The organism is Phytoactinopolyspora halotolerans (assembly GCF_010550675.1).
Lineage (GTDB): Bacteria > Actinomycetota > Actinomycetes > Jiangellales > Jiangellaceae > Phytoactinopolyspora > Phytoactinopolyspora halotolerans.
Map to the genome: position 1 here is coordinate 199,841 of NZ_JAAGOA010000006.1, position 19,809 is coordinate 219,649.

A 19,809-nucleotide genomic window follows, 5' to 3' on the forward strand; every position below is an offset into this window, starting at 1 on the left:
ACCGCGGACCGCGGACCATGCCCGGAATGATCCACCGCTCACTCTTGACGCCGATGACCCCCGGGGATTACGTTCGAGCTAATTTGTTGTGGGTATATCGAAAACGGTGACCGGTGCGGATCGAACAGGGCTCCACGCACGAGGCGGTGCGGCGGCACAACCTCAGCGTCGTGCTGCGTCAGCTGCACCTCGCCGGGCCGCTGTCGCGGTCGGAACTGGCCATGCGAACCGACCTGAACCGCAGCACCATCAAAGCGCTCGTGGCGCAACTCGGCTCGCTCGGCCTGGTGCGGGAGAGCGACGCGGATCACCGCGGGACGCGTGGCCGACCGTCGCCGATGGTCGCCGTGCGCTCGGGCCGGCTCGTCGTCCTCGCGGTCGAGATCGCCGTCGACTTCGTCACGGTGGCGACGGTGGGTCTGGGCGGGCGCATCCACGCCGAGCAGCGCATCGATCTGGCGCACGGTGCTGCGGTGCGGCCTGCCGTGCTGGTCCGCCAGGTGCGCGACGTCGCCGCTGAGCTGGTGCGTCCGTCGCAGGTCATCATGGGGGTCGGCGTCGCGATCGTCGGTCTCGTCCGTGGTGAGGACGGTTTCGTGCACATCGCTCCCAACCTCGGCTGGGCGGACGTGCCGCTGGGTCAGCTCGTCGCTGACGAGCTCAGGGTGCCCACGGCAGTCGCCGGCGGCAGCCGGGCGGTGATCGGTCCGGATGTGCCGGTGCTGGTGGCCAACGAAGCCGATCTGGGTGTGCTGGCCGAACACGCGCGTGGCGCCGCCCAGGGCTTCGACAACGTGCTGTATCTCTCCGGAGAGGTCGGCATCGGCGGTGGCGTCGTCGTCGGCGGACGGCGGCTGACCGGCGCGAACGGCTACGCCGGAGAACTCGGGCATCTGCCGGTGAACCCGGATGGCCGGGCCTGTGGGTGCGGCGGCCGGGGGTGCTGGGAGACGGAAGCCGGGAAGCGAACCTTCCTCCGACTGGCCGGCCACGAGCAGTCCGAGCGGCCGGAGCAGCCGACCGATCCGGTCGCCCACGTGGTCGCCGCCGCGAAGGCGGGCGATCCGCAGGCGGTACGCGCCGCCGAAGAGGTCGGTCGGTGGCTCGGCATCGGGTTGGCCGGCCTGGTCAACGTCTTCGACCCGGATCGGGTCGTTTTGGGCGGCATGTACGGGCGCGCGTTCGACGTCTTCGAGGCGGCCGTCGTCGAAGTACTCAAGACGCGTGCACTCACACCGCCCACCGTCGAGCTGGTCCCGGCCGCACTGGGACCTGAGTCGTCGCTGATCGGCGCGGCCGAGCTCGCCTTCGAGCCGTTGCTCGCCGATCCCGACGGCGTGCTCACAGCTTCATTGTCCGCGCGCGACGGCGCTGCGTCGGCGCGCGTCGAGTCCAGTCCTGCACCACGCACGAAAGGAAAGAGAGATGGCTGATCAGCCAACCCGCGAGGATCGTTTCACCTTCGGCCTGTGGACCGTCGGCTGGCCGGCGCAGGACCCGTTCGGGCCGGCCACCCGGCCGCCGCTCGACCCGGTGGAGTCCGTGCACCGGCTGTCCGAACTCGGTGCTTATGGGGTGACCTTCCACGACGACGACGTGGTCCCGTTCGGGTCCGCCGACGACGAGCGGCAGCGGCACATCGACCGGTTCAAGGCCGCGCTGGAGGAGACCGGGCTGAAGGTGCCGATGGTCACCACCAACCTGTTCTCCCACCCGGTCTTCAAGGACGGCGGATTCACCAGCAACGACCGCTCCGTGCGCCGGTTCGCGCTGCGCAAGGTGATGCGGAACATGGACCTCGCCGCTGAACTGGGTGCGTCCACCTATGTGATGTGGGGCGGGCGCGAAGGCTCCGAGTCGGACGCGGCTAAGGACGTCGTCGCCGCGCTGGAGCGGTACCGGGAGGGTGTCGACACGCTCGCCCAGTACGTGATCGACCAGGGATACGGCCTGCGGTTCGCGCTGGAGCCGAAGCCGAACGAGCCGCGCGGTGACATCCTGCTGCCCACGGTCGGCCACGCGCTGGCGTTCATCTCGACCCTGGAACACTCCGACATGGTCGGGCTGAACCCGGAGGTCGGCCACGAGCAGATGGCCGGGTTGAACTTCGTGCACGGCATCGCGCAGGCCATGTGGCAGCGGAAGCTGTTCCACATCGACCTGAACGGGCAGCGCAGCATCAAGTACGACCAGGACCTGGTCTTCGGCCACGGCGACCTGCTGAACGCGTTCTTCCTGGTCGACCTGCTGGAGCACGGGCCGTTCGGCGGCGGTCCGGCGTACGACGGGCCGCGGCACTTCGACTACAAGCCGCTGCGCACCGAGAACATCGACGGCGTGTGGGCATCGGCAGCCGCGAACATGCGGACCTACCTGTTGCTCAAGGAGCGCGCCGCCGCGTTCCGGGCGGATCCGGAGGTCAAGGAGGCGCTGGCCGCGACCAAGGTGCTGGAACTGTCCGAGCCGACGCTCGGGGCGGGGGAGAGCTACCGTGACCTGCTCGCCGACCGGTCGGCCTACGAGGACTACGACGCGGACGCCGCCGGCGCCCAGGGTTACGGCGTGGTCCGCCTGAACCAGCTGGCCCTCGAGCACGTCGTCGGCGCCCGCTAACCACGCCGCTCCAAATGATCATGTGAAGTAGGTTTTCTCCAGCACTACCATGCCTACAGACCTGTTGGTGCACGAAGAAACCTACTTCACATGATCATTTAGTGGTGGGGACGGAAAGGGAGGTAAGGGATATGGCGTTGGTGGCAGGGATCGACTCGTCGACCCAGTCGTGCAAGGTGGTGCTGGTCGACGCGGACACCGGCGAGATCATCGAAACGGGCCGCGCCGACCACCCGGACGGCACGGAGGTGCACCCGCAAGCCTGGTGGGATGCGCTCATGCAGGCCGGCGACGGGCTGCTCGACCGCGCCGACGCCGTGGCGGTCGGCGGCCAGCAGCACGGCATGGTCGCGATCGACGCCGCCGGTGAGGTGGTCCGGCCGGCGCTGCTGTGGAACGACACCCGGTCGGCCGGCGCCGCCCGCGACCTCACCGCGGAGCTCGGCGGGCCGCAAGCATGGGCGGACGCCGTAGGCCTGGTGCCGGTGAACAGCTTCACCATCACCAAGTTGCGCTGGCTCGCCCAGGAAGAACCGTCCGCGGCCCAGCGTGTCGAACAGGTCATGCTCCCGCACGACTGGCTGACCTGGCAGCTCGCGGGCCGCCCGGAGGAGCCGACGACGGATCGCGGCGACGCCTCCGGCACCGGCTACTGGTCGGCCGCCACCGGCGAATACCGGCCGGACCTGCTGCGCATGGCGTTCGGCCGGGAGATCGGGGTACCTCGGGTGGCGGCGCCGTCCGAGGTCGTCGGCCGGACATCGTCGGATGCCGTGGTGGCGCCGGGCACGGGCGACAACATGGGGGCCGCTCTCGGCATGGGCATGGCGCCGGGTGACGTCGTCGTCTCGTTGGGCACCAGCGGCACCGTCTTCGCCACCTCGGACAAGCCGGTAGCCGACGCCTCCGGGATCGTGGCCGGGTTCGCCGACGCGACCGGGCGTTTCCTGCCCCTGATCGCCACGCTGAACGCCGCCCGGGTACTGTCCGCGGCGGCGGCGATGCTCGGCGCGGACCTGTCCGAACTCAACCGGCTCGCTCTGGAGGCGCCGGCGGGGGCCGGTGGCTTGGTGCTGCTGCCCTATCTCGACGGTGAACGCACGCCGGTGTTGCCGGACGCCACGGGCACGCTCGCCGGGCTGACCCGCGACTCGATGACGCCGCAGAATCTGGCCCGGGCGGCCGTCGAAGGCATGCTCTGCGGCTTGGCCGACGGCGTCGACGCGCTGCGTGAGCACGACGTGCCGGTGGAGCGGGTGCTGCTGATCGGCGGAGCGGCCCAGTCGAAGGCGGTGCGGACCGTGGCGCCCGACGTCTTCGGTGTGCCGGTGTCAGTGCCGACGCCGGGCGAGTACGTCGCGCTGGGCGCGGCACGCCAGGCAGCCTGGGCACTGGCCGGTGGCGCGGAGCCGCCGGAGTGGAGCGTCGGGGTGGAGACGGTCCTCGAGCCGCAAGGCTCGGCCGAGGCCATCCGCGACGCCTATGCCGCCGCCCGGGTGCGGATGCATCCAGAGACGGCGCGGAACTAGGGGCGCCATCGGCCGCTAGCCCATGCCGAAGAGCAGGCCGAACACCATCATCATCATCATGAGCATCCCGGCCGTGACGGTGTAGCCCATCACCAGGCCGGCGACGGCGAGGCCGCGGCCTTCCTCGCCGGTCTGGTTGATCTTCGCCAGCGCCATGTGGCCGGTGATGATGGCCGGGATAGCGCTGATACCGGTGACGAAGCCGAATCCGCCGCAGGCGACCGACGCGATGGCGAGGTCATTGGTCTTGCGCGCGGGAGCGACGTAGGCGGGCTGCCACCCGGGCATGGGCTGCATCGGTGTCAGCGCCTGCCCTGGCCCGACCCCGGCGGGACCGAGGGTACCCGGGCGTGGCGGCATCGGTTGTGGTGCCGCCGGGTTGACTCCGGACGGCAGGTCATGGACGACGCTCTCCAGCTCCCCGTAGGTGCGGGCGTTCATCACCCGCTGCACCCGGGCGCCGTGCTCGTCCCAGGTGATCCGTCCCTCGGACATGGCCGCCTTGATCACGTTGATCGCTCGTTCGCGGTCAGCGTCGGATGCCCGCATGGAGTGCCACGCTTGGTCGTACATATCTCCCCCCGGGCCGGCGAGCTCTACTCTCCAGCTTAGACGCTGCCGACCCGGATGCGGACTCACGCCTGAAGCACGTGCTCCAGCCGGTCCAGAAAGGCTTGCTGCGCAGTGATGATCTTGTTACGGGCGGTGTCGAACCGGAACCATTCGACGCGGTCGATCTCCGGGAACTCACGGATCCGGCCCGAACCTCTGGGCCACTCCATCTCGAACGTACCGGGCGTGATCTGCTCAGGGTCGAGATCAGCCTCGACGGCCCAGGCGGTGACGATCTTGCCGCTCGACTGGCGGACGTCGCCTAGCTCGATGGCGTCCGTATCGAGGTCCGGGGCCGGCAGCCCGAGCTCTTCGGTGAACTCCCGGCGGGCCGCGGCGATCGGCTCCTCGCCGCCGTCGTCGTACTCACCTTTGATCACGGACCACGCGCCGGCGTCTCGGCGGGCCCAGAACGGTCCACCCATGTGCCCGAGGAGAACCTCGACGTCCGCTGCGGTGCGGCGGAAGAGCAGAAGCCCGGCGCTGGTTCTGGCAGTCATGTGCCTATCATGCCGATCGCTGCCGGACCGGGTACTACGACCCGCTGGCCGGCGTCGGGGGAGGGAGAATCCCCAGGCTGTAAGCCCGAGTGACGGCGGCTGTCCGGTCGTCGACGTCGAGCTTGGCAAAGATGCGCAACAGGTGTGTCTTGACCGTGGCCTCGCCGATGTGCAGCTCGCGCCCGACGTCGGCGTTGGACAGCCCACGGGCGACGGCGCCGAGAACCTCGGACTCGCGACGCGTCAGGGTCGGCGGCGACGGTGCGCGCATGCGATTCATCAGCCGCGCCGCAACCGGTGGCGCCAGCACCGTCTCGCCCCGCGCGGCGGCTCGGACGGCGTCTGCGAGTGCGGTGCGCGGGGTGTCCTTGAGGAGGTAGCCGGTGGCGCCGGCCTCAACCGCGCGGACGATGTCCGCGTCCGTGTCGTACGTGGTGAGCACGAGAACGCGGGTGCCCGGCTGGTCGGCGACGATCTGTGCCGTGGCGGTGGCGCCGTCCATCTTCGGCATCCGCAGGTCCATCAGCACGACGTCGGGGGCGAGCCGACGGCTCATCGCCACGGCCTCTTCGCCGTTCGCGGCCTCCCCGACGACGTCGAGGTCGGCTTCTGCGGTCAGCATCCCGGCGAGTCCTGTACGGACCACCGGGTGATCATCGACCAGTAATATCCGGAGCGTCGCCACGGAGACAACGCTACTGAAGAACAGTGATGGCCTGAGCACGAACACGGCCGATCCTGCACGTACCCGCCGTGCTCAGATCGCTCGGGGCCGCGGAGTGGTGGCGGGTTCGGCTGCGACGTCGCGGGCACGTAACCGCCACTTGCCGCGCTGCTTCCGCACCACCCCGCGCAGCCGTGCTTCTTCCTGCAGTTCCCGCGCCCGCTGCTCGTGTATGGTCTTGAAGATCGCCTCGTTGTAGGGGTTCATCTCGGTGTCTCCGTCCGCTTCGTCCGCTGATGACACCAGAGTCGTCGTAAGACCCATGTCGGCACATCGGACGTGTGCCGCATCTTTGACGGCGAGTGCCCACCTTAGGGGCGGGTCTGAGGTGGACCGATCAGACCTAAGGTGGCCTCAGGATGCCTAAGGCCGCGGGCGGCGGCGTAAGACCTGCTGGTGCGCGCGGCACCGTATTGGCAGATCATACGTACTGGCACACCACGCGCTGGCACACCACGCGCTGGCACAGTGGCGTACTGCCCGGGCGCGTGCCGGCCGGAGGCGTGACGCCCGGCCGCGTGCTGGCGGATCGGCGCGGGTCCACCGATCGGTGGACACCCGTCTCAGTCTCCCGATGCTGGCCGCGCGCACCCGGGACACGACAGGCTGAGGGCATGGTGTCGAGCGGTAACCTCAGCGTCCAGACCGTCGAGTATGCCAGGATCGGGAGCGTGGGGGCGCCGGCAGACCGTCGTGAGCCCGGTGATGCGGACATCATCGGGCCGCTGCCGCGTCCCGCTTCACACACGAGGCCCGACGACGTCGCGTGCGCCGGCCAGCACGCACAACACGGAGTCGCCCAACACGGGGCCGCCCAGGCCGTAGCCGACGGCGGCATGGCCGATTTCGACCGTTGGTGGGAGCGGATCCTGCCGTTCTGGCACCTGCTGTACGTCGGCCTGCTGTCGCTCGCCATGCTGACCACCACCGTCAGCGGCGGTACGAGCTGGTCGCAACGGTGGGCCATCCTCGGGGTGCTCGCGTTCATGATGGCGGCGTACGGTCTGGTCGGCCGTCACCTGTTCGAAGGGCCCGGAGGCTGGCCTGCGGCCGGGTATCTGACCGTCACGTGGGGCGGCTTCTACTCGATCATTCTGATCGCCGACGGGAGCACGCCCGCGTACTTCTTACTGTTCGCGATGTTTCCGCAGGTCTGGGCGTTCCTGACACCCCGGGCGGCGGCGGTCACCTCCGTCATCGTGACCACCGGCGAAGCCCTGGTCGAGCTGCACGTGGCCGGATGGGGGTGGGAGGCGGCCGCCCGGTACACGCCGATCGCGGTGATGCAGGCGGGCTTGGTACTCCTGGTCGGCCTGCTCATGGTCGGCATGGTCCGCCAGGCGGAACGTCGCGCGACATTGATCGACGAGCTGGAGGCGACCCGGTCGGAGTTGGCCGAGACCGAACGTGCCCGCGGTGTGCTGGAAGAACGGCAGCGCCTCGCACACGAGATCCACGACACGCTCGCCCAGGGCTTCACCAGCATCCTGGCGTTGTCGCAGGCCATCGAGGTCGCGTTGGAACGCCGCCCGGAGGCGGTGCGGGATCGTCTGGCGTTGCTGGAGGAGACCGCCCGCGAGAACCTGGCCGAGGCGAGGGCGCTGATTCATGCGCTGGCCCCCGCCGACCTGCAGCAGGCGTCGCTGGCGGACGCGGTGCGGCGGGTCACCGAGCGGTTCGCCGCGGAGACCGGTGTGCAGGTGGAGCTCTCCGGCGACGCGGTCGAACGCCTGGACGACGGTGAGGCCATGCGGCTGCCGATGTCCCGCGAGATCGTGCTGCTCCGTACCGTCCAGGAGGCACTGGCGAATGTCCGGAAACACGCGGGGGCCACTCGCGTGCAGGTCACTCTCTCGTTGTATGGGAACGGTGACGGGCCGGCCTCCGTGACGGTCTCCGACGACGGTCACGGCTTCGATCCGGACAGCACCGACGGCGGCAGTGGGTTCGGACTGATCGGCATGCGCGCCCGGGCGCAGGAGGTCGGTGGCGGTCTCGACGTGCGCAGTGCGCCGGGCGCCGGCGCGACGGTACGCGTCCATGTGTCTCGGTGACGTCCGTACTCTCCGTCCCGCGCAGGCACCGACTGGAGTACCTACGAAGACGGCGTGACGCCAAGGGGCATGACTCGGCGCTTCTGGCCGGCTTTTCTCGCACGGGCCGAATAATCCTTGGGGTCGACGGCGAGCTTGAAGTCGGCGGCGTCGAGCCTGGTGTGCCGCAGGTTCAGATCACCGGCGAGGCGTCGGCCACCCAGCCATCCGGCGGTCTCGAGCTGCACGCCTTGGCCTTTGCGTTGGAACGCGACCTTGAGCGCGGGTTCCAGGTCTGTATCGTGCGTGGCGAGGATGACGACGGACGACCGCGTGTCCTCCGCAGTCGTCAACACCATCAGCGCCAGTTCCACGTCGATGCCCTTCTCGCGAGCGGGTTCGTCCGGCCAGCGCCGGGGATACTTCAACGGACGGAAGAACAACTTGACCCGGTCATCTTGGGACCACTCGGCCCGTTGAGCCTCAACGACACTGTACATACGCAGCTCGCGGTCGGATCTGGGCTGGCCTCGAAAGACGAGCACTTCATGAAGGATGACCGCAGGAACGCGAGCAGAGCCTGGACCCTGGTGCGGCCGCACCGCGAGAATGCGCTCTGCGAACGCGGCCGGATGGATCTGACTTCCTTTGAGGGGAGTTCGCCGTGACATGAACAGGTCGTGTGCCGTGAGGTGGATGTTCTGATAGTCGATCACCACATAGGCGAGTACAGGGGTCGACAAAGAAAAACCCGCCGTTCCCGGAGGACCGGCGGGTGGCAACACGTTCAATGTATACCTCCAATGAGAGAACGTCAACACAACCCCGGACGAGACGTGTAGACGCTGAGTATCGCTGGTCGATCTTGTTAAATCCCAATGATCACAGCTAATCGATCTTATGGGCGCATCTGCTTACGCTTTACTCCGTGAGCGGATGACTACGGCGAGGAGCTATGGCAAGCTGCAGGACGCGCCCCATAGCGCCGGTGAGGCTACGCGCGTCTCGGATGCGATGAGACATGCCAAGCGGACTGGCGGCCGACTCGCGGCGTCAACAGATCCGCTCGATACGAGCAGATGTGCCCATGGAGGTGTATCGGAGTAGCAGGTGTCTCTCGGGCAAACAGAACCCGCCGCTCCCATCAGGGGTCGGCGGGTGGCGATGATCTAGGTCTGGCTCGCTCAGCTGTCGCCCGTGAGCTCGGCGGGCGGCGGACACGATCTACTGACATCGTCGAGCCCATGGCAGAGACGATGTCAAGTAGATCGGCCGCGTACGGTAGCTCAGGCGCGGGCGACGGTGACCTGCACCGGGTTCCGGATGATGTCCAGCACGGGTGAGGTCCGCTGCACGTAGCCGCACAACTCGTCGATCTGTTCCGGGGACGCATCGGCGTCGACCCGGTAGGTCACCGTGATGTTCTGGTACCCGGCCCGGGTGTCCTCCGACAGCCCGAGGAAGCCGTGCAGATCGAGCTCCCCTTCCAGTTCGAAGTCGAGGCTCCGGACCTCGATCCCCTTGGCCGCCGCGTTGTACACGAACCCGACGCTCAGGCAGGACGCCAGGGCGTGCAGTACCGCTTCGACGGCGTTGGGTGCGTGGTTGCTGCCGAGCAGCACCGGCGGTTCGTCGCCGTCGAGTGTGAACGGCTCCTGCCGGGACGCATCCTCCTGGCCGGCGCCCCAGAACCCGTCGATGGAGGTCCGGCTGTGGCCACCGCCTAGCCAGGTGTTCGTGGCGCGGAACCGGAACGTCGCCAGCTCGGGGTCGTTCTGGATGGCGCCGACGGTCTCGACAAGCTGCGTGACGTTGACGCCGTTGTGGGTCTCTTGGGTGGTGGTGGACATCGTCGTCCTCCTTCTGATCGGTGGTGGTGGGCAGCGGTGCTGGCACAGCGCTGCCCGTCGGTCCAGGCCGGTTGCCGGAACCGTTGGTGTGTGCTCTCGGGACTGGTTGAGTACCGCTCGTGTCGCGGCGGGTCAAAGGGCAAGGGGCAGGGGCGTGGCTACCGGGTGTGCGACCGCGGCTCCGTGCGCTGCCGCGGCGTGCTACCCGGGCTTGACGGCTCGCATCACCATGCTGTGCGCACCGAAGCCTCGGGCGGTCTGCCGGGTCGAGTCGCTGGTGCTGGCGGCGAAATAGTCGAGACCGCTGAGCTCATCGACCTCAGCGAATCCGGCGGCGCGGAACATGTCCAGGTAGTCGATGTCGGTGGTCGCCCCGACGATGCACTCCGCCCACAGCTGCGGCTTGGCGCGGCATGCCGCCGACGGCAGATCGGTGACGACGATGTCGGCCAGCTGCACCCGGCCGCCGGGGCGCAATACCCGGTGGATCTCGGCGATCGCCGCCCGCTTGTCCGGTACCAGGTTGATCACGCCGTTACTGGTGACGACGTCGACCGACGCGTCCGGCAGCGGGATGGACTCGGCGTTGCCCTCCAGCACGTCCACGTTGATCAGACCGGCCGAGCGAGCGGTCGCCAGGCACTTCTGGCGCATGGCAGCGGTCATGTCGATGCCGACCGCGTAGCCTTCCGGACCGACCAGCTGCGCGGCCAGCAGCAGGTCCGTCCCGGAACCGGAACCGATGTCGACGACGGTGTCACCCGTGCGCAGCACCTCGGCGGCGAACGGGTATCCCACACCGGCGAACGATTCGATCGCCGCGGCCGGCAACCGGTCCAAGTATTCGGGCGGATAACCGACGTAGTCCAGGGCCCGCCGCCCCGTCGGGAAGTGGTACTCCTGTTCCGGCTGGTCCGCGACCGCCGTGTACATGGTGCGGACCGCGTCGAAGATGACGTCTCTCTGGTCTGAGGTGATGACGACCATGGGATTTCCCCCCAATTCGGTGATGTGGGTGTCTAGCGGTCGCCCGCGACGGTGAACTCGCGGATCAGCGTGTGCACCCGCGCTGACAGTCGGGGCGGCACCGGTTCATGCGCGAGTTCGGCGATGCTGGCCTTCAGGTGCGCCTCGAACTCCGCGCGGGAGTAGCAGCTCCGGCACCTTTGAAGATGTCTCTCCATCTCGCCGTGCTCGTGCTCCTCCAGCTCAGTGTCGAGGTAGGCGGCGAGCAGGCGTAGCGCTTCGGTGCAGCTGGTGATCTCAGTCCCCGTCATCGGGCCCTTCTTCCTCTCGCCGGGACGGTGCTGGTCCCGTGGTGATGCCGGCGTCGTGCGCGTTCTCCCACAACGCCTTCTGCAGCCGGCTGCGAGCACGTGCCAGCCTGGATCGGACCGTGCCGACCGGTACGTCGAGCGCTGTCGCCGCCTCCCGGTAGCTCAGGGCCTGGACGTCGATCAAGATGACGACGGTCCGCAAGCAGTCCGGCAGCCGATCGATGGCCTGCACCAGCTCATCCCGCAGCAATCGGTTGAGGAAGTCCTGCTCGGGATTTCCCCACCACAGCAGGATGGGCTGGTGCAGCTGCTCGAACAAGGAGAACGCGTCGTCGTCGGCATCCAGGGATTCGATGTCGCCGTGTGTGCGACTCGACCGGTACTGCGAGATGTAGGTGTTGGTGAGGATCCGGAAGACCCAGCCGCGAAAGGCGTTGCGCGTGCGCAGACTCGGTAACCCCTCCCACGCCTTGGCGACCGCCTCGGCGACGAGGTCCTCTCCCTCGGTACGGTCTCGGCACAGGCGCACCGCGGCTCCGTACAGGTCCGGTAGTAGCGCCGTGATCTGATCGGCGAACCAGGCCTGATCGGTTCGGTCCATCGGCGCGGTTGCGACGTCGGCCATGAGGAACCTCGCCATCTCGATGTCGGATGCGTTCTTCCCTTACCAATGCAGACGCATTACCGAACCAAAAGTTCCATCTGCTCAAGTATGGCCGCAGCGCCTGCCCCGGCAACAGGGCTCACGCACCCGCCGCCGACGACGATGGGCGCCACCACCGGCAGCCATCACACACGGCGGGCGCCCCTGCCGGCGCGTGCCAGGCGTGGTCAGAGGCGGCCGAGTTCGGTGTCCAGGTGCTGCAAGGTGAACCGCCGGATCGGCTCGTACTCGTCCGGATAGTCGCGGGTCGCGCCCTCGGTCACCATGATCAGGTAGAGATAGATGCGGTAGAGGCGCAGCCGCGTCGACTCGGATCCGGTCAGCGGTCGACCCAGGAACCCGTCCAGCAGTCCCGGCATCTGGGCCGGGTCGGTGTAGATGGCGAGTGAGGTGAGCTCGGCGATCGGATCGCCGTAGAAAGCGCGCTCGCCGTCGATGACACCTTCGACGCGGTAACCGTCGCCGTCCGGAACGACGAACACGTTTCCGTCCCACAGATCGAAATGGACGAGCACGGGCGTCGTCACCTCGTCGAGCACGTCGGCGCGCTGCGCGATCAGCCGTCTGACGGTGCCCGCGGGCGCGGGCAGTTCACGCTGGTATTCCACGGCATCGGTCAGGATGTCGTCCACCATCGTCAGAAATGAGGTCCGCCAGCGGTCGGACTGGCTGTGCCCGTCTCGGCGTGGATAGCCGAAGACCGGCCCGGTGGCCCGTCCGAGCCGGCTGCAGAGCTCGCCCAGCTCGCGGCGGACGGTTTCGAGCTGAGCAGCGGTCATCGAGCGCTTGGTGCTCTCCAGCGACGTTCCGGTCAGCCGTTCCAGGAGTAGGTATCCCTCGTCCGGGTCGGCGGCGATGACACCGGGAACGGGAACGCCGACCTCCGCCGCCCGGGCGAAGAACTCCCACTCCGCGTGCATGAGATCGACTTCGTACCGCAGCAACGTCACCGCGGGGTCGGGGGCGATCTTCAGCACGGCATCCCGGCCGTCGTCCAACGTCACCGCGTACACCGCGTTGAAGTATCCGTCGGTGAACTCGGACGCCACATCCGCGCCCATCCCCGTGGCACGTTTGACCAGCTCGACGAGTTCGGCCGCGGGAAGGCGGCGCTTAGTGCGGCTGTCCATCGAGACAGTATCGCCGGGGCATGATCCACTGCGGAAGGGGCCGGGCGAAGAACTTCCGGTCGCTCATCCGATGGTCAGGGCCGGCCCAGCCGAACGAGTCTGCGTACGCTTGCCTACCGCGTGGCCGATCCAGGGTGGGCAGAGCGGTAGCGTGCCGCTTTTGCCTGGTTTCCGCAGGTTTTCATGCTGCACCACCGGCGACGACGGCCGCGGGAGGTGTCGATGAAGAACCAGCCGCAGCGATCACAGGCACGCACCGGTTGCGGCAATGGGCTCAATGCCAGCCGGATTCCGCGCAGCGCGAGGACGGTGAGCGCACCGTGAGCGGTGCGGGGCGTCGTGGAACCGTCTGGGCCCACGGCGACGTTGCCGTCGATGCCGCGGCGCGCCGTATCGAGGAGACCGGCGAGGGCGTTCGTAGGCAACTCGCGACCGTCGTGCTGCGCCTCGAAGATCGCCCAGAAGCGCTCACGTATGCCGCGCGCCTCGCGCAGTGCGGCCGCGGCGTCGTCGAAGCCGTGCCCCGCGTCGTCGAAGCCGTGCCCCGCGTCGTCGAAGCCGTGCTCCGCGTCGTCGTGTGCGGGCAACAGCTCGGCGCGACGGAGCCAGCCAGTCAGGGCGTCGGCGCTGTCGAGAAGTTCGGCGCCGATCTCCGGTGTGCGGCGGTAGACGGTGTTCGCGAAGTCGAGTGCGACCTCACCGGCGATGAAGTGGTCCTCGCTCCAGGCGGTGGGCGTGCTCACCGCAGTGAGTATCGCATCACGGGGCGATCGCGTCGCGGACGAGCGATCTCGGTGAACCCGGCGGCGCGGAACGCGCTGGCTATACCGGTCATCGCGTTGTCCGCACCCGCCCTGCGACCCGCGGCCGGTTCCACCGGATAGGCCTCGACCGTCGGTGCCTCAGCGGTTTCGGCGAGGTAGTCGCACACGGCGACGATCAACTCGGAGGACAGGCCTTCCCCGCGATGGCCCTTCTTGACGAACAGGCACGTCACAGAGATGACGGGCTCGTCGTCGATGGGTTTCAGCAGTGAGGATCGCTGCATGCGCGGGAACTCGGATCGGTCGCCGAACCCGCACCACGCGATCGGCTCGTCATCCAGGTACGCCACGACCCCCGGTGGAGTCTCACGTGCGGCGAGATTCCGCATGGCGGCCTTGTTGCCGTCGCCTTTGCCCTCCATCCACTCCTCGATGCTCAGGCGCCAGTGCATGCACCAGCAGCCGCGGGCTCCGCCGTTGGCGCCCATGACGGTCTCGAAGTCATCCCAGGTGTCGGACGTCAGCGGCCTGACTGTGAGGTTCACCGTGCGTGTCGCTGCGGGCTGCATGGGGCTCCCTTCGACGTCGGGATCTTCCACCCCCAAGCATAACCTTTTTGAGACTTTTTAAAGGTTACTCCCTCGCCTGGGCGGTCCGATGGTCGGTGGAGCGCCGGGCGAGGGCCCTGTAGTGCTCTCCGACGACGTCCTGCGCCGGCTTGGCATACACGCAGTAGTCGTCGTTGTGCGCGGCCTCGTCGATGGCGTACAGGCGGGGCGGCCAGTCCCAGAGCATGAAGCCCTGCATCCACGGCCGCCCTGTGCACGCCTCGAACATCTCCCGGTAGTACCGTTCCTGCTCCGCCGGCGACGCGGCGCCGGCGAGCGTCCAGTCGTTCGGGCGCGCCGCGGAACCCTCTCGGCTGGGGCAGCCGGCCTCCATGAAGAAGAACGGCTTGCCCCACCGCTCGACGACGCCCTCGATCCGGTCCAGGTGCTCGGTCCAGGTGCCGGACGGGTAGTAGCCGCTGGAGGTGATCACGTCCACCGCGTCCCACCAGGTCAACCGGTCTTCCTGGTACTTGTCGCAGTTGTAGGTGACCAGTCCGTCGTAGACGCGGCGGACGTCGGCGATCAGCTCCCGCCAATGCCGCTCCTGCCGGTCCGCCTGCACCATCTCGCAGCCGATACAGAGCAGCTCGCAGTCTTCCTGCTGCGCGATCCGCGCGTAGTGCAGGATGAACTCGCGATACGAGGCGAACCATTCGGTCCAGCTGGGTTCGCCGGGCACGTCCTGATCGAAGAAGGCGATGAACGCCCGCCAGGTGCCGTCGGCGCAGTTGACCGTCGGCTTGAGGCACACCCGTAGTCCCAGCTCACGGGCGCGCCGGATCGCCCAGCGGAGTTCGTCATCGGTCACCGTCGGTGGCTCGGTGAACGGGATCCGCGTCGAATGCGCGGTCTCCTGCAGCGCTGCGAACGCGATCGTCACCCAGGTGACGCCGCCGACGGCCGCGAGCTCGCGCAACGACTGCTCCGCCTGCGGTGTCGCCCAGGTGCCGCGGACGCCGGTCCAGCCCCACGTCATACCGCACACCTGGCCGAGCGCACGTCGCGCCGTCTCCGGGTGGTGGCCGCCGCGCTGGTCGCTCTCGGTGGTCAACGACGATCTCCTCGCTCGGCCGCGACGAGATCGTTGGCGCTGCGGAGGACTGCCGGCGCGGTGAACGCGTCCGGGTCGAGCCCACCGGGAGCGTCGATGTGGAAGGTCGCGCTCTCGCCGGGCAGCAGCGTCACCAGCATGTCGTCCGCGACCGCGTCCGGATGCACTTTGTCCGCCAGCACCGCGACGTCACGCACCAGGTTCTCCGCGGTGACGTGGATCCGGTACCCGCTCGGGCCGGCGTCGGCGGTGGGTTCCGCCTGTACCGTCAGGCGCGCGCTGGTGAGCCGCGAATCGATGTACTCGGCGAAGAACCACAGTGCTCGCTCATCGCCGAGGGTGGCGACGACGAGTTCGGCTCCGTCGTCGGCCGGCGTGGCGACCTCGGCCGGGATCGGTGTGGCCGCCGAGGCCCGGGCACCGACCTCGACCGGCACCTTGGTGGCGGCGAGCTCGGTTCCGTCGTAGGACAGACGCCGGACGACGACGTCACCCGCCCAGCGGTCCGCGGAGTCGTTCACGGCGACGACGGCGAGCCCGTCCGGTCGCGGCTGGATGGTGAGCAGCCGATCGGCGTAGGCGTGTGCGATGGCGTACAGCAGCGGCTTCGGACGGCCGTCGCCGTCGACGGCGGCCCAGGAGGTGACCGGCCAGCAGTCGTTGAGCTGCCAGACGATGCTGCCCGCGCAACGCGGGCTCCACGACCGCAGGTGTTCGATGCCCAGCCGCACGGCCGCCGCCTGGTTCAGCGACATCGCCCAGTGCCAGTCCTCCATGTCGTCGGGCAGCGGCAGGTGCCGGGCCAGGCCCTTGGTGAGTTTGTCGTTGCCGTCGAAGGCCTTCTGGTGGATGATCATGCCGGGTGACTCCGGGGTCAGCGGATCATCCGATATGGCCCGGCGCAGCGTCGCCCACGTGGGCGGTCCCTGCCAGCCGAACTCCGCGACGAATCGGGGCCGGTAGGTTCGGTACTCCACGTAGTCGCGCTGGTTCCACATGTCCCACAGGTGCGACGAACCGTGGTCCGCGTCGTTGGGATAGATGTCCAGCGTGCCGGACCACGGGCTCGCCGGCGTGTACGGCCGGTGCGGATCCAGTTCGGCGAGTACCTGCGGCAGCAGCTCGGTGTAGTAACCCAGACCCCAGCTTTTGCCCTGCACCTGGAGTTCCCAGTTCCAGTCGTGGCACAGCCAGATGTTCTCGTTGTTGCCGCACCACAGCACCAGGCTGGGGTGGGGGAGCAGCCGGACGATGTTGTCGCGGGCCTCGGCCTCGATCTCGCCGCGGAGCGGTTCCTCCTCGGCGTACGCCGCACACGCGAAGAGGAAGTCCTGCCAGGTCATGATGCCGCGTTCGTCGCACAACTCGTAGAAGTCGTCGGACTCGAAGATGCCGCCGCCCCAGACCCGCAGCAGGTTGATGTTGGCCTGCTCCGCCTGGGCGATCCGCCGCGCATAGCGGTCGCGGTCGACGCGGTGGACGAACACGTCGTCCGGGATCCAGTTCGCGCCCCGGACGAACACCGGCTGGTCGTTGACGACGATGACGAACGACGTGCCGTCCTCGTCGGGGGTCATGTCCAGCCGGACGGTGCGGAAGCCGACCCGGCTCTGCCAGGCGTCGACCGCGGTGCCGTCGTCGCTCTCCAGCCGCACCTCCACCTGGTAGAGCGGCTGATCGCCGTAACCGCGTGGCCACCAGCGACGCGCGTCCGGCACGTCGACCTCGACCACGGCCGACGTCTCGCCGGGGCCGACGGCGATCCGGGACGTGTGCTCGCCGACCGTCACGACGAGGTCATGTGCCGGGGCCGGATCGGACGGCACCGGTCGTGTGGAGGCACTCGGCTCGTCGCCTCGCCACTCGATGTCGATGTGGACGGCGACGTGACCGGTGTTCCCCTGGACGGTGGCCAGCGGCCGCACCGCGGCGAGGCGGGCCGTGGACCAGCTGTGCAGCGTGACCGGCCGCCAGATGCCCGCCGTCGCCAGGTCGGGCCCCCAGTCCCAGCCGAAGTTGCAGGCCGTCTTCCGGATCGCGTTGTACGGGTGGTGGTTGACGTGCGGCCGGTAGCCGAGTTCCAGGCTCTGCCGGTCCGCATACCGGATCGGCGACGCGAACCGCACCACCAGCTCGTTCGCTCCGTCGAGCAGCGCATCGTCAGCGCTGAGCCGGTAGGTGCGGTGCTGGTTGGCGGTGCGCGCCAGTTCGTGACCGTTCAGCGTGACCGTCGCGACCGTGTCCAACCCGTCGAAGACGAGGTCGTGCCGGTCGTGCCCGTCGGGTGACCAGCTGAACGTCGTCCGGTACTCCCAGTCGCAGCGGCCGATCCAGGCGACCAGGCGCTCGTGGTCGTCGAGGTACGGATCGGGGATCAGTCCGGCCGCGAGCAGGTCGGTGTGGACGCTCCCGGGCACGGTCGCGGGGACGTCGCGGCCGGCCACGTCCGGCGGCACGGGGCCGCCGGCCGCTCGCAGCATCCAACCGTCGTGGAGCGGGCGTCGGGTCGCGGTGGCATCAGCAAGGTGGGTCACTTAGTGGCTCCCGAGGTGAATCCGTTGTAGATGTAGCGCTGCAGGAAGAGGAAGGCGATGAGGGTCGGGACGATGACGAGGATGGCGCCGGCGGCGATCACCTCCCACTGTGCCCCGAACGGACCCTTGAACCGGAACAGCGATGTCGAGATCACCCCGAGCTCGCTGGAGGGCATATACAGGAACGGTATGTAGAACTCGTTGTAGACGGCGATGCCCTTGATGATGACGACGGTCGCGATCGCCGGCTTGAGCAGCGGCAGGATGATCCGCCGGTAGATGGTCAGACGGTTGGCGCCATCGATCATCGCGGCTTCGTCGAGCGATCTCGGGATCGACTTCATGAACTGCAGGAAGATGTAGATGGCGACGATGTCGGTCCCCATGAACAGCGCGATCGCGGCCCAGCGGGTATTGAACAGCCCGAGTGCCTCGATGATCTGGAAGGTCGCCACCTGGGTGGTGACCCCCGGGACGAGCGTCGCCAGCAGGAACCCGACCAGGATCAGTTTGCGGCCGCGGAATGAGAATCGGTCGATCGCGTACGCGGCCATGGTGCCGATGAGGATCGCCCCGGTCACCGAGACCACGAGGAGGATGGTCGTGTTGACGAAGCCCTGGATCATGTTGCCGCGGGTGAACGCGGTGATGAAGTTGTCGACGTTGAACCAGTTGCCGGGCGGATCGAGCGGACCGGTGGTGGCGAACTCCCGGGTGTCCTTGAGTGCCGCCATGAAGACCGTGATCAGCGGCAGGATCGCCACGACGCAGGCCAACACCAGCGAGACGTACTTCAGCGTGCGGGCGACGTGGGAGCTCGCGCCGCGCGTGGATGCTCTCCCGCGTACGGCGGCGGTACTCGATGTCATACCAGGTCCACCTTGTCGTCGGCGAACAGCTTGCGTTGCAGCCAGGTGAAGACGAGCACGATCACCAGGAGCACCACGGCCATCGCGGACGCCAGCCCGACCTTGGAGAACTTGAAGGCCGTGTTGACGGTCTGGATCACGAAGGTCTCGCTGCCGTTCGCACCGCCGGTCATGATGTACGGGATCTCGAAGACGGACAGCGCTCCGGAGATGGCCAGGATGAAGGAGAGCCCGAGGATCTGCCGGATCCCCGGCAGGATGATGTAGCGGAACTTGTCCCACGAGTTGGCCCCGTCGATGTCGGCCGCCTCGTACAGTTCGCTCGGGATCGACTGGATGGCGCCGAGGAAGAGGACGAAGTTCAACCCCATGAATCGCCAGACGGATGTGGCCGCCAGCGAGTAGTTGACCATCGACGGATCACCGAGCCACTGCGGCGGTTCCTGGACGCCGGCCAGCGCCAGCACGGCGTCCAACGTCCCGCCGGGCCGAAAGAAGTACAGGAACACCAGCCCGATGGCCACACCGTTGAGCAGATAGGGGAAGAAGATGACGCCCTTGAAGAAGTTCCGGAACCGAGTCTTGAAGCTCAGCACCGTGGCGAAGTACAGCGCCAGCGCCATCTGCACGAATGAGCCGCCGACGTAGTACAGGCTGACGAAGAAGACCTCGAAGAGCTCCGGGCGGGTGAAGATCTGGACGTAGTTGTCCAGGCCCACGAACTCCTTGACCGGGTCGCGCCCGTCCCAGGAGGTGACGCTGTACCAGACCATGTTGCCCACGGGGATGTAGGTGAACACGATCAGGAAGCCGAGCGGGATGAGCAGGAACAGCCACGGCGTCGTGCGCCAACCCTGTTTGGCGTCCCGGGCGGGGGAGGCGCCGCCGGGCCCGGCGCCGTGGGCAGGAACGTGCACATCCCTGCCCGCGGCAGTCAGGACCTGTCGGCCGTGGCCAGCGCTCGAACCGTCACCGTGGCCAGCGCTCGAACCGTCACCGTGGCCAGCGCTCGAACCGTCACCGTGGCCAGCGCTCGAACCGTCACCGT

Annotated in this window: 20 protein-coding genes; 4 read left to right on the top strand and 16 right to left on the bottom strand. The window is 68.1% G+C overall.

The features are described 5' to 3' along the window. The first annotated feature begins 113 nt into the window (after positions 1–113). The 3 genes from G1H10_RS10845 to xylB all read left to right on the top strand — a co-directional run bounded on the left by G1H10_RS10845 (position 114) and on the right by xylB (position 4,142). Positions 114–1,433: an ROK family transcriptional regulator gene (locus G1H10_RS10845; RefSeq protein ID WP_163736756.1), complete on the top strand. Its 1,320-nt coding sequence runs from the start codon at positions 114–116 to the stop codon at positions 1,431–1,433. Continuing rightward, entirely contained in the window at positions 1,426–2,613 is a 1,188-nt protein-coding gene (xylA, locus tag G1H10_RS10850; RefSeq protein WP_163736759.1) for a xylose isomerase, read from the top strand. The genes G1H10_RS10845 and xylA overlap by 8 nt, the downstream gene beginning before the upstream one ends. Positions 2,614–2,744: 131 nt before the next feature. Next, the gene (gene xylB, locus G1H10_RS10855) at positions 2,745–4,142 is read left to right on the top strand and encodes a xylulokinase (protein ID WP_163736762.1); all 1,398 of its coding nucleotides are present in this window, start codon (positions 2,745–2,747) and stop codon (positions 4,140–4,142) included. Positions 4,143–4,157: 15 nt separating this feature from the next. Here the strand turns inward: xylB and G1H10_RS10860 are convergent, their stop codons facing one another. The 4 genes from G1H10_RS10860 to G1H10_RS10875 all read right to left on the bottom strand — a co-directional run bounded on the left by G1H10_RS10860 (position 4,158) and on the right by G1H10_RS10875 (position 6,242). After that, on the bottom strand, positions 4,158–4,691 hold the full coding sequence (locus G1H10_RS10860) for a DUF1707 and DUF4190 domain-containing protein (RefSeq protein ID WP_216853135.1): 534 nt from the start codon (positions 4,689–4,691) through the stop codon (positions 4,158–4,160). Between the two features lie 86 nt (positions 4,692–4,777). Further along, positions 4,778–5,254 (bottom strand): NUDIX hydrolase, encoded by a 477-nt coding sequence (locus G1H10_RS10865; protein ID WP_163736768.1) that lies wholly within the window; start codon positions 5,252–5,254, stop codon positions 4,778–4,780. Between the two features lie 34 nt (positions 5,255–5,288). Next, a complete protein-coding gene (locus tag G1H10_RS10870) occupies positions 5,289–5,939 on the bottom strand; it encodes a response regulator (protein ID WP_312856566.1) in 651 nt (216 codons plus the stop codon). Between the two features lie 72 nt (positions 5,940–6,011). After that, positions 6,012–6,242, bottom strand: coding sequence for a hypothetical protein (locus G1H10_RS10875; protein ID WP_163736771.1), 231 nt, complete (start codon positions 6,240–6,242; stop codon positions 6,012–6,014). Positions 6,243–6,592: 350 nt separating this feature from the next. Between G1H10_RS10875 and G1H10_RS10880 the strand changes: the two genes are divergently transcribed. Then, entirely contained in the window at positions 6,593–8,032 is a 1,440-nt protein-coding gene (locus tag G1H10_RS10880) for a sensor histidine kinase (RefSeq protein WP_163736774.1), read from the top strand. A gap of 41 nt (positions 8,033–8,073) precedes the next feature. On the opposite strand, the gene G1H10_RS10885 is transcribed toward G1H10_RS10880, so the two are convergent. From G1H10_RS10885 to G1H10_RS10940, 12 genes are all read right to left on the bottom strand, one after another. Beyond that, a complete protein-coding gene (locus tag G1H10_RS10885) occupies positions 8,074–8,796 on the bottom strand; it encodes a PIN domain-containing protein (RefSeq protein WP_163736777.1) in 723 nt (240 codons plus the stop codon). Positions 8,797–9,297: 501 nt separating this feature from the next. Continuing rightward, complete coding sequence (locus G1H10_RS10890; protein WP_163736779.1) at positions 9,298–9,861, bottom strand: OsmC family protein; 564 nt, start codon at positions 9,859–9,861, stop codon at positions 9,298–9,300. Positions 9,862–10,062: 201 nt separating this feature from the next. Beyond that, positions 10,063–10,848: a methyltransferase domain-containing protein gene (locus tag G1H10_RS10895; RefSeq protein WP_163736782.1), complete on the bottom strand. Its 786-nt coding sequence runs from the start codon at positions 10,846–10,848 to the stop codon at positions 10,063–10,065. A gap of 32 nt (positions 10,849–10,880) precedes the next feature. Then, the gene (locus G1H10_RS10900; RefSeq protein WP_163736785.1) at positions 10,881–11,138 is read right to left on the bottom strand and encodes an anti-sigma factor family protein; all 258 of its coding nucleotides are present in this window, start codon (positions 11,136–11,138) and stop codon (positions 10,881–10,883) included. Then, positions 11,125–11,763: a sigma-70 family RNA polymerase sigma factor gene (locus G1H10_RS10905; protein ID WP_216853136.1), complete on the bottom strand. Its 639-nt coding sequence runs from the start codon at positions 11,761–11,763 to the stop codon at positions 11,125–11,127. Before G1H10_RS10905 ends, G1H10_RS10900 begins: the two co-directional genes overlap by 14 nt. Before the next feature lie 206 nt (positions 11,764–11,969). Then, positions 11,970–12,932 (bottom strand): phosphotransferase family protein, encoded by a 963-nt coding sequence (locus tag G1H10_RS10910; RefSeq protein ID WP_163736787.1) that lies wholly within the window; start codon positions 12,930–12,932, stop codon positions 11,970–11,972. Between the two features lie 113 nt (positions 12,933–13,045). Then, entirely contained in the window at positions 13,046–13,675 is a 630-nt protein-coding gene (locus tag G1H10_RS34495) for a CGNR zinc finger domain-containing protein (protein ID WP_163736790.1), read from the bottom strand. Continuing rightward, positions 13,672–14,265: a GNAT family N-acetyltransferase gene (locus G1H10_RS10920; protein WP_163736792.1), complete on the bottom strand. Its 594-nt coding sequence runs from the start codon at positions 14,263–14,265 to the stop codon at positions 13,672–13,674. The genes G1H10_RS34495 and G1H10_RS10920 overlap by 4 nt, the downstream gene beginning before the upstream one ends. Before the next feature lie 64 nt (positions 14,266–14,329). Then, complete coding sequence (locus tag G1H10_RS10925) at positions 14,330–15,283, bottom strand: glycoside hydrolase family 113 (RefSeq protein ID WP_163737147.1); 954 nt, start codon at positions 15,281–15,283, stop codon at positions 14,330–14,332. Between the two features lie 71 nt (positions 15,284–15,354). Further along, positions 15,355–17,838 carry a glycoside hydrolase family 2 protein gene (locus tag G1H10_RS10930; protein ID WP_163737150.1) on the bottom strand — a complete coding sequence of 828 codons (2,484 nt, stop codon included), beginning with the start codon at positions 17,836–17,838 and terminating at the stop codon, positions 15,355–15,357. Between the two features lie 50 nt (positions 17,839–17,888). Continuing rightward, complete coding sequence (locus G1H10_RS10935) at positions 17,889–18,761, bottom strand: carbohydrate ABC transporter permease (RefSeq protein WP_163736796.1); 873 nt, start codon at positions 18,759–18,761, stop codon at positions 17,889–17,891. Further along, positions 18,758–19,678 carry a carbohydrate ABC transporter permease gene (locus G1H10_RS10940; RefSeq protein WP_216853139.1) on the bottom strand — a complete coding sequence of 307 codons (921 nt, stop codon included), beginning with the start codon at positions 19,676–19,678 and terminating at the stop codon, positions 18,758–18,760. Before G1H10_RS10940 ends, G1H10_RS10935 begins: the two co-directional genes overlap by 4 nt. Between the last annotated feature and the right edge of the window lie 131 nt (positions 19,679–19,809).